General features: G+C 64.3%; 18 protein-coding genes. 8 read left to right on the top strand and 10 right to left on the bottom strand.

The window, feature by feature from the left end; all coding sequences use genetic code 11:
- Positions 1-8 precede the first annotated feature (8 nt).
- The 5 genes from denD to QSV46_RS02805 all read right to left on the bottom strand — a co-directional run bounded on the left by denD (position 9) and on the right by QSV46_RS02805 (position 5470).
- Positions 9-995 carry a D-erythronate dehydrogenase gene (gene denD / locus QSV46_RS02825; RefSeq protein ID WP_314945997.1) on the bottom strand — a complete coding sequence of 329 codons (987 nt, stop codon included), beginning with the start codon at positions 993-995 and terminating at the stop codon, positions 9-11.
- 79 nt (positions 996-1074) lie between these two features.
- Positions 1075-2010 carry a carbohydrate ABC transporter permease gene (locus QSV46_RS02820; RefSeq protein WP_314945996.1) on the bottom strand — a complete coding sequence of 312 codons (936 nt, stop codon included), beginning with the start codon at positions 2008-2010 and terminating at the stop codon, positions 1075-1077.
- On the bottom strand, positions 2003-2962 hold the full coding sequence (locus QSV46_RS02815) for a sugar ABC transporter permease (RefSeq protein WP_314945993.1): 960 nt from the start codon (positions 2960-2962) through the stop codon (positions 2003-2005). Before QSV46_RS02815 ends, QSV46_RS02820 begins: the two co-directional genes overlap by 8 nt.
- A 66-nt stretch (positions 2963-3028) precedes the next feature.
- On the bottom strand, positions 3029-4351 hold the full coding sequence (locus QSV46_RS02810; RefSeq protein ID WP_314945990.1) for an ABC transporter substrate-binding protein: 1323 nt from the start codon (positions 4349-4351) through the stop codon (positions 3029-3031).
- Between the two features lie 51 nt (positions 4352-4402).
- A complete protein-coding gene (locus QSV46_RS02805; protein WP_314945989.1) occupies positions 4403-5470 on the bottom strand; it encodes a sn-glycerol-3-phosphate ABC transporter ATP-binding protein UgpC in 1068 nt (355 codons plus the stop codon).
- 199 nt (positions 5471-5669) lie between these two features.
- Between QSV46_RS02805 and QSV46_RS02800 the strand changes: the two genes are divergently transcribed.
- From QSV46_RS02800 to QSV46_RS02780, 5 genes are all read left to right on the top strand, one after another.
- Positions 5670-6770 (top strand): LacI family DNA-binding transcriptional regulator, encoded by a 1101-nt coding sequence (locus QSV46_RS02800; protein WP_314945986.1) that lies wholly within the window; start codon positions 5670-5672, stop codon positions 6768-6770.
- A gap of 122 nt (positions 6771-6892) precedes the next feature.
- Positions 6893-8722: an IlvD/Edd family dehydratase gene (locus QSV46_RS02795; RefSeq protein ID WP_314945984.1), complete on the top strand. Its 1830-nt coding sequence runs from the start codon at positions 6893-6895 to the stop codon at positions 8720-8722.
- Positions 8723-8863: 141 nt separating this feature from the next.
- Entirely contained in the window at positions 8864-9595 is a 732-nt protein-coding gene (locus QSV46_RS02790) for an SDR family oxidoreductase (protein ID WP_314945981.1), read from the top strand.
- Between the two features lie 16 nt (positions 9596-9611).
- Entirely contained in the window at positions 9612-10358 is a 747-nt protein-coding gene (locus QSV46_RS02785) for an SDR family NAD(P)-dependent oxidoreductase (RefSeq protein WP_314945979.1), read from the top strand.
- A 7-nt stretch (positions 10359-10365) separates the two neighbouring features.
- Positions 10366-10758: a GFA family protein gene (locus QSV46_RS02780; RefSeq protein ID WP_314945976.1), complete on the top strand. Its 393-nt coding sequence runs from the start codon at positions 10366-10368 to the stop codon at positions 10756-10758.
- Positions 10759-10766: 8 nt separating this feature from the next.
- Here QSV46_RS02780 and QSV46_RS02775 read toward each other — a convergent pair whose 3' ends face one another.
- Entirely contained in the window at positions 10767-11666 is a 900-nt protein-coding gene (locus QSV46_RS02775) for a DMT family transporter (protein ID WP_314945973.1), read from the bottom strand.
- Positions 11667-11755: 89 nt separating this feature from the next.
- Here QSV46_RS02775 and QSV46_RS02770 point away from each other — a divergent pair, with 89 nt between their 5' ends.
- The 3 genes from QSV46_RS02770 to QSV46_RS02760 all read left to right on the top strand — a co-directional run bounded on the left by QSV46_RS02770 (position 11756) and on the right by QSV46_RS02760 (position 13862).
- The gene (locus QSV46_RS02770; RefSeq protein WP_314945972.1) at positions 11756-12622 is read left to right on the top strand and encodes a LysR family transcriptional regulator; all 867 of its coding nucleotides are present in this window, start codon (positions 11756-11758) and stop codon (positions 12620-12622) included.
- 73 nt (positions 12623-12695) lie between these two features.
- Positions 12696-13376 (top strand): site-2 protease family protein, encoded by a 681-nt coding sequence (locus QSV46_RS02765; protein WP_314945970.1) that lies wholly within the window; start codon positions 12696-12698, stop codon positions 13374-13376.
- A 63-nt stretch (positions 13377-13439) separates the two neighbouring features.
- The gene (locus QSV46_RS02760; protein WP_314946477.1) at positions 13440-13862 is read left to right on the top strand and encodes a hypothetical protein; all 423 of its coding nucleotides are present in this window, start codon (positions 13440-13442) and stop codon (positions 13860-13862) included.
- Here QSV46_RS02760 and QSV46_RS02755 read toward each other — a convergent pair.
- The 4 genes from QSV46_RS02755 to QSV46_RS02740 are packed head-to-tail and all read right to left on the bottom strand — an operon-like array spanning position 13850 to position 16732.
- Complete coding sequence (locus tag QSV46_RS02755) at positions 13850-14668, bottom strand: TonB family protein (protein WP_314945968.1); 819 nt, start codon at positions 14666-14668, stop codon at positions 13850-13852. The two genes, QSV46_RS02760 and QSV46_RS02755, sit on opposite strands and share 13 nt — an antisense overlap.
- 10 nt (positions 14669-14678) lie before the next feature.
- Positions 14679-15134, bottom strand: a complete 456-nt coding sequence (gene exbD / locus QSV46_RS02750; RefSeq protein ID WP_314945966.1) for a TonB system transport protein ExbD — start codon at positions 15132-15134, stop codon at positions 14679-14681.
- 3 nt (positions 15135-15137) lie between these two features.
- Positions 15138-16046: a tonB-system energizer ExbB gene (gene exbB, locus QSV46_RS02745; protein WP_314945963.1), complete on the bottom strand. Its 909-nt coding sequence runs from the start codon at positions 16044-16046 to the stop codon at positions 15138-15140.
- Positions 16043-16732 carry a Fe2+-dependent dioxygenase gene (locus QSV46_RS02740; protein WP_314945961.1) on the bottom strand — a complete coding sequence of 230 codons (690 nt, stop codon included), beginning with the start codon at positions 16730-16732 and terminating at the stop codon, positions 16043-16045. Before QSV46_RS02740 ends, exbB begins: the two co-directional genes overlap by 4 nt.
- Positions 16733-16734: the final 2 nt, after the last annotated feature.

Genomic DNA, 16734 nt, shown 5'->3' with positions numbered 1-16734 from the left:
CGCCACCGTCAGGCGACGAAGTTGCCGCCGAGCTCGTCTTCGATGTGAATGCGGATGATGTCGTCGAAGGTCTTCTCGGCGGTGGTGAACCCGAGCTCGAGCGACCGCTTTGCGTTGAAATTGCGCGGCCAGCCACCGACGATGCCGACGATGAAGGGATCGGGCTCATGCTTGATGCGGGCAGCGACCTTTTCACCTGCGACGCGCTTCAGCGCAGCGATCTGCTCGCCGACCGTTGCCGACAGGCCCGGCATGGTGAGATTGCGGCGCGGACCGACCGTGGCGAGGTCCATGGTGCCGGCGTGGAGCAGGAAGCCGACCGCCGAGCGCGGCGTGGCGTGCCAGTGACGGACGTCCTCCGAGACCGGCAGGACCGCCTCCTTGCCGGCCAGCGGCTCGCGCAGGATGTTGGAGAAGAAGCCCGATGCCGCCTTGTTGGGCAGGCCGGGCCGGATGCAGATGGTCGGCAGACGGATGCCGATGCCGTCGAGGAAGCCGCGGCGCGAATAGTCGGCGAGCAGCAATTCACCGATCGCCTTCTGGGCGCCGTAGCTCAAGAGCGGCGTGTGGAAGAACTCGTCGCCGATCGCGTCGGGGAACGGCGCGCCGAACACGGCGATCGAGGACGTGAACACCACGCGCGGCCTGTAGCCGCCGCCGACGAGCCTGATGGCATCGAGCAGCATCCGCGTGCCGTCGAGATTGATGCGGTAGCCCTTGTCGAAATCGAGCTCGGCTTCGCCCGAGACGATCGCAGCGAGATGGAAGATCACGTCCGGGCGGCCGGCGACCAGCTTCTCCGCCGCGCCCGGCACGGCGAAATCGCCGGAGACGGTCTCGACGGCAAAACCGGCCTTTTCCGGCTTCTTCGGCTCGACCACGTCATGCATGGTCAACCTGGTGATATCGCTCTTGCCGAGACGGCCATCGCGCAGCAGCCGTTCACAGAGTTTGCGGCCGACCATGCCGGCGGCGCCCAGAACCAGAATGTGCAAGAGCCTACTCCTTTTTATTGGCCGGAACGTGCCGCTCCTGACACGTTCACTTGGCGCGCTCTCAAGGCAGGCACCGCGATCATTCCTTCACGGCGCCGGTCATCGCCGACACATAATGCTCCACGAAGAAGGCGTAAAGGATGACGAGGGGCAACGAGCCGGCCAGCGCTCCCGCCATCAGCGAGCCCCAGCGGTAGATGTCGCCGTCCACGAACTCGTTGACGATCGCGACCGGCACCGTCTTGTTGCTGGTCGATTGCAGGAAGGTCAGCGCATAGATGAACTCGTTCCAGCACAGCGTGAAGCAGAAGATGAAGGCCGAGATCAGGCCGGGGATTGCGAGCGGCAGGACGATCTTGGTCAGGATCTGCCAGCGGCTCGCCCCGTCGATCAGCGCGCATTCCTCCAGCTCGAACGGGATGGTCTTGAAATAGCCCATCAGCAGCCAGGTCGAGAACGGGATCAGGATGGTCGGATAGGTCAGGATCAGCGCCATCGGCGAGTCGAACAGGCCGTACTGGAACACGACGGTGGCAAGCGGAATGAACAGGATCGACGGCGGCACCAGATAGGCGAGGAAGATCAGCCCGCCGACGAGATTGGCGCCCTTGTAGCGCAGGCGCACGATGGCGTAGGCCGCAAGCACCGATGCGATGATCGAGAGCACCGTGGCGCAGATCGCCACGTACATCGTGTTCCAGAGCCAATACGGATAGTAGCTCTCGAACAGCAGCTTGTGGAAATGCTTGAAAGTCGGATTCCAGGTCCAGAACGGGTTGAACCTGTCGAGTTCCAGTAACTGCTCGTCTGGCTTCACCGACGTCAGCGCCATCCAGTAGAACGGAAACAACAGGACCACGACGATGATCGTAAGCGGCAGGTACAGCGTCACGAGCCGGCGCGGCACCGACTGAAGATAGCTCATGCCCTCGCTATGATCGTCCTTCGCCGCCGTCGGAGAGGAGGACGATAGCACGGCCTTGAGATCAATCGACCTCGTCGGCAGATCAGTCATTGTTCTCTCCCTGCTGCCATTTCCTGCGTTGCAGGCCGAACCAAGAAACCATGATTGCTGCGAGCAGGAAGGGGATCATGGCGCTCGAGATCGCAGCCCCCTCACCCAACTGTCCTGCAATGATCGCGCGCTGGTAGGACAGCGTCGCCATCAGATGGGTGGCGTTGACCGGGCCGCCGCGCGTCATCGCCCAGATCAGCTGGAAGTCGGTGAAGGTGAACAGCACCGAGAACGTCATGACCACGGCAATGATCGGCGTCAGCAGCGGATAGGTGATGTAGCGGAAATTCTGCCAGCGCGTGGCGCCGTCGAGCGTTGCGGCTTCATAGAGCGAGGGCGACACCGTCTGCAGGCCTGCGAGCAATGTGATCGCCACGAACGGTACGCCGCGCCAGATATTGGCGAAGATCACGCAAATGCGCGCCCAGGTCGTGTCGCCGAGAAAATTGATGTTCTGATTGATCAGGCCGAGATGCTTCAGCGACCAGGAGATGATGGAGAACTGCGAATCGAAGATCCACCAGAATGCTAGCGCCGAAAGCACCGTCGGCACGATGAAGGGGATCAGGACCATAGCGCGCAGCATCGCCTTGAACGGCATGTTCTCGTTCAGCAGCAGCGCGAGATAGAGCCCGATCGCAAATTTGAGGGCGCTGGCGACGAAGGTGTAGAGCAGCGTGTTGAACACCGACAGCCAGAAGATGGAGTCGTCCCAGAGCCACTCATAGTTCTCGGTAGCGACGAAGTGCCCGACCCTGCCGATGCGGGTATCCGTGAAGGACAGCCAGATGCCGAGCCCCAGCGGATAGGCCAGGAAGAAGATCAGGAACGCCATGGCCGGCACCATGAACCAGAAGCCGAGCCAGTTGCGGTTGTGTTTGAGCTGCGTCCAGGCGCTCACGTCCACGACCTTCGGCTCGCCGTCCCTGGGTGCAAGTGTAATGTCGGCCATGGTCGTATCCCGATACGATTGAGAAAGCGGGCGACCAGTCGGCCGCCCGCTGTAACTCGCGTCGGCTTAGCCGCGGTAGATGCGCTTCAACTGGCGCTCGGCATCCGCCATCGAACCCTTGAGGTCCTTGGCGCCGGTGCAGTAGTTGGCAAACATATCGACCACGATGAAATCCGCGATCGCGGTCGCCGCCTTCTCTCCCGGCGTGCCGATGCCCGACGCCGGCAGCGCGCGCTTGCTGGCCTGACCGAAGACTGCATTCTTCGGATCGGCGGTCCAGACCGGCGCCGAATCGTAGGCGTTCAGCGTATGGGTGAGATAGCCGCGGGCCCCCGTCAGCCACTTCTCGAAATTCTCCTTCTCCAGCATGAAGGCAACGAAGGCCTTCGCCGCGTTCGGATACTTCGTGAAGTTGAAGGCGAGGATCGGCACTGCGAGTTGCAGCTCGGTGGGTCTTCCGATCGGCCCCACCGGCCACAATGCGTGGTCGATATCCTCGGCGAGGTCCTTCTTGCTGGGGTCGTCCTTGGCAGCGATATAGATCGAAATGCCGTTCGACGTCAGGAACAATTCGCCCGACAGGAATGCCTTATTGTTGGAGGAGTCGTTCCAGGATGCAACGCCGGGAATAAAGTTCTCCGACAGTGCCTTGCAGTACTCCAGCGCCTTCGCCGTCTCCGGCGAGTTGATGATGACCTTGTCGTCCTTGTCGACGGTCCAGCCGTTGTGGCCCCACAGGATGTTGTGGACCCAGGCGTTGGCATCGCCGGTAGCGTGACCAAGCGCGAAACCCGCCGGGGTGTTGTTCTTCTTCAGCGCCTTGCAGAGCTCGAGATAGGCCGGGAAGTCGGAGGGCACCTGCTTGAAGCCCGCCTTCTCGACGGCTGACTTGCGATAGGTCAGATAGCCGCCGACGGTCGCCACGGGAATGCCGAGCCAGTCGCCATCCTTTTTGCAGGTGACGGCCGCGGCGTCGGTCCAGCCGCCATATTTCTTGCCGAGATAATCGGCAACGTCGTTCATCTTCAGAACCTTGGTGGGGAACAGCTGCGGCAGCGTGTGCAGGCCCCAGGCGAGATCGAGCCCGGAGCCGGTATTGGCCGCAACCGAAGCCTTCGGCTGCACGTCCTCGAAGGATTCGCTGAACACGTTCATCTCGGTGCCGGTCGCGGCCTTGAACGCCGCCACCATCGCGTTGAACGCATCGTCCTCCGCCGGCACGAAGCGCTTCCACCGCATCACGGTCAGCTTGGCACCCGGCTCCGCCTTCCAGGGTGCGCTCTGCGCCCAGGCCTTCGCGAACTCGAACAGTGCCGGCCCGGTCAGCATGCCGGTGGCAGCCAGAGCCGTTCCGCCCTGAAGCAATGTCCGGCGGGTAAAGTCTTGCATGTCGTCCTCCCTGTGATGCTTTTTTATTGTCTTATGCTTTGTTGTCTTATGCTAAGTGTTCAGGCGTTTCCCCGTCGCTTCGTCGAACAGATGCACCAGCGACGGGTCGGGCTTCAGCTTGACCTTGTCGCCAGGGTTGAACTGGTGGCGCTCGCGGAACACCGCCACGACCTGCTCGCCGCCGACCTTGGCAAACACCTGCGTCTCCGAGCCGGTCGGCTCGACCACGATGATCTCGGCATCGGCGCCGTCGTCAGCGATGGTGAAGTGCTCGGGCCGCACACCGTAGACCGCGGGACGGCCGTCGGAAGCCGCCGGCGCGTTCTGGAGCGGCAGCTTGACGCCATTCGGTCCTTCGAAGGTGGCAACGCCGTTGACGCGCACATGACCCTTCAGGAAGTTCATGGCGGGCGAGCCGATGAAGCCGGCGACGAACTGGTTGTCTGGCTTGTCGTAGAGTTCGAGCGGCGTGCCCATCTGCTCGACGATGCCGTCATGCATGACGACGATCTTGTCCGCCATGGTCATGGCTTCGATCTGGTCGTGGGTGACGTAGACAGTGGTCGTCTTCAGCCGCTGGTGCAGCTCCTTGATCTCGGTGCGCATGGCGACGCGCAGCTTGGCGTCGAGGTTCGACAGCGGCTCGTCGAACAGGAACACCTGCGGATCGCGCACGATGGCGCGGCCCATGGCGACGCGCTGGCGCTGGCCGCCAGAGAGCTGGCGCGGATAGCGCTCGAGCAGCGGCCCCAGCGCGAGAATCTCGGCGGCACGCTTGACGCGCTTGTTGATCTCGTCGGAGCTCGCATTCCGCAGCTTCAGCGAGAAGCCCATGTTCTCGGCGACCGTCATGTGCGGATAGAGCGCGTAGTTCTGGAACACCATTGCAATGTCCCGCTCCTTGGGCTGGACATTGTTGACGACGCGGTCGCCGATCGAGATCGTGCCGGAGGTGATGTTCTCGAGACCGGCAAGCATGCGCAGAAGCGTCGACTTGCCGCAGCCGGAGGGTCCAACCAGGACGACGAACTGGCCGTCCTCGATCGGAATTGAAACGCCGTGCAGGACTTCAAAATTGCCGAACGATTTCCGCACGTCGCGGATTTGCACAGACGACATCTAGCTCCCTCCTCGAAAGTCCACGACGCCTCTCGCGCCGCGACCGTCTTGTTCTTTCAGACTTCACCGACGAAGCCCGATCTAGCGGGCGACATTGTCGGCAGTTTGTGCGGTTTTGGCAATTTGTCTTTGGTTAGTCCTAGCTGGTAGCGCTGTCAACGTTCCTTTGTTTGTGACAGTGACTGTGTTAAGAGCAGCAATGGGTCGAAAACGCACCAAGTCAGGCAAGATCCGGCTGGCGGAAGTCGCCGAGCTTGCCGGCGTCAGCCCGATTACCGCGTCCCGCTTCTTCCGCAATCCCGAGGCGCTGTCGGTCGCCAAGCGGACACGGGTCGAGAGCGCGGCCAGGGAGCTCGGCTATGTGCCGAACCTTGCGGCGCGCGCGCTGGCCTCGCACCGCACCGAGGTGATCGGCGTCTTGATTCCGTCACTGACCAACAACGTATTCTCGGACGTGCTGCGCGGCATCTATGACGCCTCCGAAGGCAGCCGGTACTCGATCCAATTGTCCAACACACGCTACAGTATTCTCCAGGAGGAGAAGCTGCTGCGCCTGTTTCTTGCACAGAAGCCGGCCGGACTGATCGTCACCGGCATCGACCAGACCGCGGAATCGCGCGCAATGCTGGAGGCGGCCGACTGCCCGATCGTGCAGATCATGGAGATCGGACCCAACCCGGTCGACATGATGATCGGCTTTTCCCACTATGACGCAGCGCGCGCGGCGGTTGCGCACCTGTTCGCTCAAGGCCACCGCAAGATCGGCTTCGTCGGCGCCCGGATGGACCCGCGGGTACAGCGGCGGCTCGACGGATATGTCGCGGCCATGAAGGACGCCGGATCGTTCGAACAGCGCCTCGTCGTCACGACGGCGACGCCGACCTCGGTCACGCTCGGCGGCGCCCTGTTCACCGATCTGCTGGCGCGGGCGCCCGGCATCGACGCGGTGTTCTGCGCCAATGACGACCTTGCGCTCGGCGTGCTGTTCGAATGCCGGCGCCGCGACATTGCGATCCCCGAGCAGATCGCGATCGTCGGCTTCAACGACCTCGAATTCATGGCCTCCGCGGTCCCCACCCTGACCAGTGTGCGCACCAATCGCTACGAGATGGGCAATACCGCCGCCACCATGCTGATCGAGGCGATCGACGGACGACGCCCGGAGCAACCGGTGCTCGATCTCGGCTTCAAGGTGATCGAGCGGCAAAGCTCGTCGGCGCGGCGTTCGGACGGCAGGACAACCGAAGCGGGCGCGGCTGCGGCGAACAAAATGATAGCGTTACCAAGCGGCCACGACTAGTATCGAATTCGTGAGGAAACGACCCGCCAACGGGAAGGCAGATCGTCGCTCGCGCCGTTGGGCATCGCACAAGCCGACCCCATGATACGGACGCCAGTGCGTTTGCATTGCAGGAGAAACCAATGACAAAAAAGCCAACCAATGGACATGCGCCCGCCGGCAACGGCGCTCGCCGCCACCTCCGCTCGCAGGAATGGTTCAACAATCCGCATAATCCGGGCATGACCGCGCTCTACATGGAGCGCTACCTGAACTACGGCCTCACCCGCGCCGAGCTCCAGTCCGGCAAGCCGATCATCGGCATCGCCCAGACCGGCAACGACCTCTCGCCCTGCAACCGCCACCATATCGAGCTGGCCCACCGCGTCCGCGAAGGAATTCGCGAGGCCGGCGGCATCGCGATGGAGTTCCCGACCCATCCGATCCAGGAGACCGGCAAGCGCCCGACCGCGGCGCTCGACCGCAACCTCGCCTATCTCGGTCTCGTTGAGATCCTGTACGGCTATCCGCTCGACGGCGTGGTGCTGACCACCGGCTGCGACAAGACCACACCGGCCTGCATGATGGCGGCAGCGACGGTGAACCTCCCCGCGATCGTGCTGTCCGGGGGACCGATGCTCAACGGCTGGCACAACGGCGAGCGCACCGGCTCCGGCACCATCGTCTGGAAGTCACGCGAGCGGCTCGCCGCGGGCGAAATCGACTATGAAGAGTTCATGGAGATCGTGGCGTCCTCGGCGCCCTCGGTCGGCCATTGCAACACCATGGGCACGGCCTCGACCATGAACGGGCTTGCCGAAGCGCTCGGCTTTTCGCTGCCGGGCTGCGCGGCGATCCCCGCCCCCTATCGCGAGCGCGGCCAGATCGCCTACGAGACCGGCAAACGCATCGTCGAGATGGTCTGGGAAGACCTCAAACCCTCGGACATCCTGACCCGCAAGGCGTTCGAGAACTGCATCGTGATCAATTCGGCGATCGGCGGCTCGACCAACGCGCCGATCCATATCAACGCGCTGGCCCGCCACATCGGCATCGAGCTGTCGATCGACGATTGGCAGAAGGTCGGCCACGACGTGCCGCTGCTGGTCAACATGCAGCCGGCCGGCTTCTATCTCGGCGAGGAATTCCACCGCGCCGGCGGCGTGCCGGCCGTGGTGCGCGAGCTGATGAAGCACAAGCGCATCCACGAGGACGCGGTCACCGTCAACGGCCGCGGCATCGGCGAGAACTGCAAGGACGCGCCCGCGCCGGACAACGACGTGATCCGGCCTTATGACGAGCCGCTGGTGAAGGACGCCGGCTTCCTGGTGCTGAAGGGCAATCTGTTCGATTCCGCGATCATGAAGACCAGCGTGATCTCGAAGGAATTCCGCGACCGCTACCTGAGCAACCCCAAGGATCTCAACGCTTTCGAGGGCCGCGCCATCGTATTCGAGGGTCCGGAGGACTATCACGAGCGGATCGACGATGCCTCGCTCGACATCGACGAGCGCTGCGTGCTGTTCATCCGCGGCACCGGGCCGATCGGCTATCCCGGCGGCGCCGAGGTCGTGAACATGCAGCCGCCGGCGGCATTGATCAAACGCGGCATCCACTCCCTGCCCTGCATCGGCGACGGCCGCCAGTCGGGCACCTCAGGCTCGCCCTCGATCCTCAACGCGTCGCCGGAAGCCGCCGCCAATGGCGGCCTTGCGATCTTGAGGACGGGCGACAAGGTGCGCATTGACCTCAACAAGGGCAGCGCCAACATCCTCATTTCGGACGATGAGGTGAAGAAGCGTCACGCCGAGCTGATGGCCAATGGCGGCTTCAAGCATCCGGCGAACCAGACGCCGTGGCAGGAGATCTATCGCAACACCGTCGGCCAGCAGTCGACCGGCGCCTGCATGGAGCTCGCCACGCGCTACCAGAACGTCGCCGGCACCTTTGGTGTGGCGCGGGATAATCATTAGCAACAACTGTCATTCCGGGGCGCGACGAAGTCGCGAGCCCGGAATCCATCAGGCCATCGAACCCGTCGCAAAATGGATTCCGGGCTCGCGCCAAGAGGCGCGCCCCGGAATGACGACAGAAATTCAAAGGAGAACAAGAAAATGGCAGACCGCCTCAAGGGTAAGCGCGCAATCGTCACGGCTGCGGCAGCAGGCATCGGGCGCGCATGCGCCATCGCATTCGCGCGTGAAGGCGCAACCGTGATCGCGACCGACATCAACGTGTCAGGCATCGCGAGCCTGGCCAAGGAAGGCATCGCCGAGACCGCAAAGCTGGACGTACGCAACACCGCCGACGTCAACGCCTTCGCCAAGCGCATCGGTAAGGTCGACATCCTGCTCAACGCGGCCGGCTTCGTGCATCACGGCACCATCCTGGAGTGCTCGGAAGAGGATTTTGACTTCTCGTTCGACCTCAACGTCAAGTCGATGCACCGGACCATCAGGGCGTTCCTGCCGGACATGCTCGCGGGCGGCGGCGGCAGCATCGTCAACATTTCCTCCTGCGCCGCGCTGCGGCCGCCGGCCAATCGCTATGTCTACAGCGCGTCGAAGGCTGCGGTGTCGCTGTTGACGCGCGCGGTCGCGCTCGACTTCATCACCAAGGGCATCCGCTGCAACAGCATCTGCCCCGGCACCGTCGAGACGCCCTCGATGCTCGATCGCGCCGCCGCGCATGGACCGCAGGGCAAGGAGATGTTCGTCTCCCGCCAGAAGATGGGCCGGCTCGGCACCGCCGACGAGATCGCATCCATGGCGGTGTATCTCGGCAGCGACGAGAGCGCCTTCACCACCGGCGTCGACCTCGTCGTCGACGGCGGCTACATGCTCTGACGGCAGAGGCCCCGGCATGAACAAGATCGATCTCAACGGACGCGTCGCCGTCGTCACCGGCGGCGCGCAAGGTTTTGGCCGCGCCATCACCGAGCGCTTCGTCGCTTCCGGCGCCAAGGTCGCGATCTGGGATTTTGACGCCGCACTCGCCGAGAAGACGGCGAAGGAGATCGGCGACAACGTCCGCGTCTTCAAGGTCGACGTCACCGACACCGCGGCCGTCGAGCAGGCGCGCGATGCGACGCTGGCGGCCTTCGGCAAGATCGACATCCTCGTCAACAATGCCGGCATCGCCGGCGTCAACAAGCCGGTCTGGGAGACCGATCTGGAGGAATGGCGCAAGGTGCTGCGCATCAACCTCGAGGGCCCTTTCATCGTCTGCAAGGCGATCGTGCCGGTGATGCTCAAGCAAAAATACGGGCGCATCGTGAACATCGCTTCGATTGCCGGCAAGGAAGGCAATCCGAACGCCTCGCATTATTCGGCCTCCAAGGCCGGCCTGATCGCGCTGACGAAGTCGCTCGGCAAGGAGCTCGCCGCACATGACATCCTCGTCAACGCGGTGACGCCGGCGGCGGCGAAGACCGCGATCTTCGACCAGATGACGCAGCAGCACATCGACTTCATGCTGTCGAAGATCCCGAAAGCGCGCTTCGTGCTTGTGGAAGAGCTCGCCGCGATGGTGAGCTGGCTCGCATCCGAGGACTGCGGGTTCTCGACCGGCGCGGTGTTCGACATCTCGGGCGGACGCGCAACCTATTGAGGCAGCCATGATCAGGGAAGGCGGATGCCTGTGCGGCGCGGTGCGGTTCAAGGCGGAGGGCGAACCGCTCAACGTGCGCATCTGCCATTGCCGCATCTGCCAGAAGGCGATGGGCTCGCCCTACTTCGCCCGCGCGCAGTTCGACCAGCGCGCACTGACGGTCGAGGGCGAGACCGAGCGCTATGCATCGTCCGAGCACATCGATCGCGTGTTCTGCAAGCGTTGCGGCACGCGCCTGTTCGCCTGGCGGCGCAACGGCACGCTGGCGGGCGTCTCGCTCACGACCTTCGACGACCGCAACGCCTTTGCCCCGACCGAGCACATCTGGGTCTCGGAGAAGCTTGCTTGGCTGAAGCTCGACGACGGCCTGACGCAATATCCGGGGACGATCCCGGCGTGATGTGACGTTCAGCCTGAGGCGCCGGCCGCCTCAACGCGCCGTCCCGTCGTCGTCGCGATCCAGATCCCGGCGAACACCGCGACGATGCCGGCCGCCAGATTCCAGCGCAGCGGCTCATGCAGGAGCCAGGCCCCGACCAGCGATGCCGTAACCGGATTGACAGTCACCGAGATCGCCACGCGCGTCGGCGTCGTCCGCTCCAGCGCGAAGGCCCAGAGATAAAAGGTCAGCGCTGCGCCGAAGGCGCCGAGATAGAGGGCTGCGAGCCATTGCGGCGCGCCGAAGCCGGCAACTGGCGCAAAACTGCCGCGGAGACAGGAGAGCAGGATCAGGCAAACCGCGCCCGCAGCCATGCTCATCGTCGTGAAGGCGATCGGGCCGGAGCGCCGGATCAGCGGCTTTGACCAGATGCCGTACAGCGCCATGCACAGCGCCGCCGCGACCATCAGGAGATCGCCGCGCCAGGCGCCGGATGGCGCCGAGGTCAGGTCGGAGAGCAACGCGACGGCAACGCCAACGGTCGCCATCACGACCCCGATCGATTTGCGCCAAGTCAGGGCTTCGGCGCCGAGCGCAGCCCCGATCACCAGCGACAGCAGAGGCAGCGTCGACAAGGCGAGCGCACCGCGCGCGGCGGTCGTGAAGATCAGCGACGCATTGAACAGGATCGGGAACAGGGCGAAGAACAGGAGGCCGAGGCCGATCGCGGCAGCCCAATCCGCTCGCTCCGGCCAGCGATCGCCGCGCAGCAGCGTCAGCGGCAGCAGCAGGAGAAAGCCGATGCCGAACCGGAACGAGCCGATCGCGAGCGGATCGAGGCTGCCCACCAGATAGCGCGTGGCGCCGATTGAGGTGCCGCCGAGGCCGCTCGACAGCACCGCGGCCAGAACGCCGGAGATTTCGCCCACGCTCCCTCCCGTTGATGCTTCGCAAGCAGCATACGAGGCACGCCGAAACAGGGAATGGAATTTCCGTCATGCTGGGATAAGTTTTCGTCATGACCACACCGGCTCTCGATCCCGATTTGCTGAAGGCATTTCTAGCCGTCGCCGAACACCGCTCGTTCACGCGCGCGGCCCACGTCCTCAACCGGACCCAATCGGCGGTCAGCGTCCAGATCAGGCGCCTGGAGGAGCGGCTCCGCACAAAGCTGTTTCAACGCACCAGGGCCGGCGTCGCGCTGACCGCGGCGGGCGATGAGCTCCTCGTCTATGCAAGGCGGCTTCTCGACCTCAACGCAGAGGCGGTCGATGCGCTCCGCGCGTGCAAGGTCGAAGCCGTGGTCCGCGTCGGCGTGATGGACGATTATGGCACCATCGTCATTCCACCCTTGCTGGCGCGCTTTGCCGAAAGCCACCCGGAGATCCGGGTCGAGATCGAGACCGGCCTGACCGCGACGATGCCGGCCCGGCTCGGCGAAGTTTATGACCTCGTCATCGCCATGCATTCGGAAGGACGCGGCGAGGGCGAGCTGCTGCGGCGCGAGCAGGCGGTATGGGCCGCGGCCAAATCATATCCGGCGCTGGCGCAGGGCGTGCTGTCCGTCGCACTCTACCCCCAGGGCTGCCTGTTCCGGCAATGGGCCACGGCGGCTCTCGATGCCACCGGCCGGCCCTGGCGCCTCGCCTTTGTTAGCCGGACGCTTGCCGCGGTCGAGGCGATCGCGGCGCAAGGTCTCGCGATCACCGTCGTGAAAGCCGGCACTCTGCCCCCTCGTCTGCGCGTCCTGTCGGGGCGCGACGGCCTGCCGCCGCTGCCGGCGGCGGACATACGCCTCCACCGTGCGCGCGATCTGTCGCGCCCGGCCACATTGCTGGCCGATCATTTGCAGCGTGGCATTTCGGAACCGGCCACCCTATGTTGACGTGAAGCGTTGCTGCACCGCCGGTTTGGCCGGGACGGCCGCAAGGCCGCAGCCGGACCGGGACAAACGAGCCGTGAACGTTTCTTTCTATGACATTTCGGTGTGGGTGCTGCCGCTGGTGCTGGCCATCACCTTCCACGAAGCCGCGCACGCCTTTGTCGCGCATCGCCTTGGGGACAACACCGCCTCGCAGCTCGGCCGCGTCAGCTTCAACCCGCTTCGCCACATCGATCCGTTCGGCACCCTGATCCTGCCGGCGATGCTGCTGTTCGCGCATTCGCCGTTCCTGTTCGGCTACGCCAAGCCGGTGCCGGTCAATTTCCGCAAGCTCAACCATCCCAGGCTCGACATGGTCTGGGTGGCCTTGGCCGGGCCCGCCACCAATATCCTGCTGGCGCTCGCGGCGGCTCTTGCCCTCCACGCCCTGCCCTGGGCGCCGGCCGGTTCGGCGCAATGGGTGTTCGACAATCTCAAGAACGCGCTGGTCATCAACGCAGTGCTGGCGGTGTTCAACATGATGCCGATCCCGCCGCTCGACGGCGGGCGCGTCGCGGTCGGGCTGCTGCCGCGGCCCCTCGCCTCGCCGCTGGCCCGGCTCGAGCCGTTCGGTATGCTGATCCTGATCGGCCTCTTGATCCTGCTGCCGCTGGCGGGCTCGCAGTTCGGTCTAAATCTTGATGTTATTTCAGCAATACTGCGAACGTTGACCGGTTATGTGATTAAGGCTGTTCTCTTCCTGACCGGCAATGCGTAGTTGAACAGCGACACCCGAACACAAGCCGAAGGGCTCGAGGCCGACTTGGTCAAAGCTGCCGATATGCTGATCGCGCGACGCGCCGACACCCGCGCCCGCGCGGATTTTGCCACCTGGAAGATGATGGCCAAGCTCAACGGGGCGTCCGCGCTGCCTCCGGAGGCGCAGGAGTTCCTCGTCAGTTACAAGAACCTGCTGGCGCAGATGGGCGAGGGTGAGGCCAGCGAGGCCACCATCGGCGCGATCTACAAGGCCTACTATGTCGAGATGGGCGGCGCGGGAACCGCGCCCGACGTACGTCCCCGTTCGACAGAACCGGCAGCGGACAATGTTACCGCCTTCCGCCGCCCCGACCCGAAGCCGAAGAAGGCCAACTTCTTCGGAGCGACGGCAGCCGGCGGAACCCAGAAGCGGCCGCTCCCGGTGGCGCTGATCTTCGCTTGCCTGGTCGTGGTCTATGCCGGGATCCGGCTCTACTGGCGCTGAGCCGTCTTCTTCTTTTTCTTCGCGTCCGGCGGCGTGAAGATGATGTCGACGGTGCGCTCGAAGCGGTCTTCGGCCAATCCGGCGGGCGGCTGCGGGATGGGATCGGACTTGCGGACAATCGAGACCGCGGCCGCATCGTAAGCTGTGTCCCCGGACGATTCCACGACGTCGACCGCAAGGACGTTGCCCCGCCGGTTGATCGCAAAACTGACCTTCACCTTCTGATTGCTGGGCTCCTTGCCCTCTGGGTTGACCTTATGGGCCGTAAGGTGCGCACTGATCTTGCGGTTCCAGTCGGCCGTTATCTTCAAGATGTCCTTGCCGATGCCGACAACGGGCGCCATGGCCTTGTCGGCCTCGCGCGTCGCGTCTTCGAACGTTTGCCGCTCCTGGTCAATCTGCTTCGGGGCCGCCTCCATGGCCGGCGTTTCGACCGCAGCGATCTTCGGATCGTCGTCCTGTTCCTTCTTCGCCTTGTTCTCCGTGACGAGGCGATCGGGATTCTCGGCCTCCTGCGGCCGATCTTGGGGAAGCTCGGTCTCCTTGATTTCGGCCTTTTGCTCCGGAAGCTCGGGACGTTCCTCTTGGGCTTCGGAGTCGTTAGGTCCGGTCGGCCTGTCGGACTCCTGAACCGGAGGCGACGCCATCTCGACGGCGAACTCCGCGCCGGCCGCGCCCAAGCCATCGTCGCCGTCGTCCGTCCGCAGATGCGCCAGCGCGAGCGCAGCACCGCCCAGATGGAGCGCAAGCGCCGCCACCGCTGCCAAAATCCAAAGCGTCCGGGATGATCTGGGTTCGTCCGACATAGGCGGGCCTCTACGGCTGAGCGGCGCCTGCCGCGGGCGCCCCCGGTGCGCCTTCCAGCGCGACCAGTTTCACCCGCGTATAGCCGCCTGAGCGCAACAGCTCCATGACGCCCATCAACTCGCCATACGGCACCGAGCGATCGGCGCGCAGGAAGACGTACTTGTCCTTGCTCATGTCGGACAGGCTGTCGAGGGTGCCGAGCAACTCGGCGCGGTGGACCGGGTTTTCCCCGATGGCGAGCGTCAAATCGGGCTTGATGCTGAGATAGGTCGGCTTGTCCGGCTTCTTCTGCGGCGTCGAACTGGACGTCGGCAGATCGATCGGCAGGTCAACCGTCGACAGCGGGGCTGCAACCATGAAGATGATCAGCAGAACCAGAATGACGTCGATGAACGGCGTGACGTTGATGTCATGCGTTTCCGAGAAATCGTCGTCGTCATCGTTGTCTGCAAGCGAAACGCCCATGGCTCACTCCGCCGCGCGCGAATGCACGCTGCCGTGGCTGCGATCGAGATCGCGCGAGAGCAGCCGCGCCGCCGCGCCCGAGGCACGGCTGACGAGTTCGAGATAGCCCTTCGTCACGCGCGAGAAGTGATTGTAGATGATGACCGCAGGGATCGCCGCGACGAGGCCGATCGCGGTGGCGAGCAGCGCCTCGGCGATGCCGGGCGCGACGACCGCGAGGTTCGTGGTCTGCGACTTCGAGATGCCGATGAAGCTGTTCATGATGCCCCAGACCGTGCCGAACAGGCCGACGAAGGGCGAGGTGGAGCCGATGGTCGCGAGCACGCCCATGCCGATGCGGATGCGCCGCGCCTCCGCGCGCACGATTTCCTGGAAGCTGGAGGCCGCGCGCTCCTTGATGCCGGCGTCGCTGGACAGGCCGGCCGACATCCGCGCCTCGCGCAGTGCCGCCGCCAGGAACGAGGGCAGGATGCCCTCCTTGGAGCCGAGCGCCATCTGCGCTTCGGCGAGCGAACGCACCTCCGCGATCTTCTTCAGCGCCGAACGCAGCTTGGCCGAGGCGACCGACAGCTCGATCGACTTGGCGATGAGCACCGTCCAGGTCACCAGCGAGGCAAAGGCAAGCCCGATCATCACCGCCTTCACGATGACGTCCGCGGACATGAACATCATCCAGGGCGACAATTCCTTCATGGCCGGCGCGACGCCGGCCGCCGTATCGGACTTTGCAGCCGCAGGCGCCGCCGCGGCTGGGGCAGCAGCCGGGGCCGGGCTGACTGCGGACGGCTGAGCCGTCGATGGGGCCGGTGCCGCGGGCGCGGTTTGTGTCTGGGCGGAAACAGGGGATGCGAGCCAGGCAGCCGCCAGCACCAGAGCTGCGGCAAGGCTTGCTTGGAAGGACATGATCTTCATACTTCGGCCCAGTAGCGAATGAGGTTGTGATAGATACCCGTCAATTTGACCGTTTCGGGATCGTCACGCCCGAGCCGTTCCACCAGCGCCTGAATCGCGGTGTCGAGGTCAAAGATCATGCTCCGGGCTTGGTCGTCCCGTATCATGCTCTGAAGCCAGAAGAAAGACGCAACCCGCGTTCCCCTCGTCACCGGCGTAACCAGATGCAGGCTGGTCGAGGGATAGAGCACGCAGTCCCCGGCTTGCAACTTGACTTCGTGGGATCCGTAGGTGTCCTCGATCACAAGTTCGCCACCATCATACTCTTCCGGTTCGGCGAGGAACAGGGTGACCGACAGGTCTGTGCGGATGCGAAGACCGGTCAGGCGGTCGCCGCGGATCGCATTGTCGACATGCAGGCCGAAATGGTGGCCGCTGTCAGCCGCATAGCGGTTGAACAGCGGCGGGAAGATCTGGAGCGGAATTGCCGCCGCGATAAAGCGCGGGTTCGACGTCAGCGCCGAGATGATGCGATTGCCGAGCTTGCGCGCGACCTCGCCGTCGGGCGGCAGCTGCTCGTTGCGCTTGACCATGGCCGACTGCGCGCCCGCGGTGGAGCGGCCGTCTTCCCAGTCGCTGGCGTCCATGATGCGGCGGAAATCCGCCACATCATCCTTGCTGAGAACGCCAGGCAGGCACGTCAACATGA

This window comes from Bradyrhizobium cosmicum (assembly GCF_032290525.1).
Taxonomy (GTDB): Bacteria; Pseudomonadota; Alphaproteobacteria; order Rhizobiales; family Xanthobacteraceae; genus Bradyrhizobium; species Bradyrhizobium cosmicum_A.
Note: the sequence above shows the minus strand (reverse complement) of the source record. Positions and strands in the feature narration are given on the sequence as shown.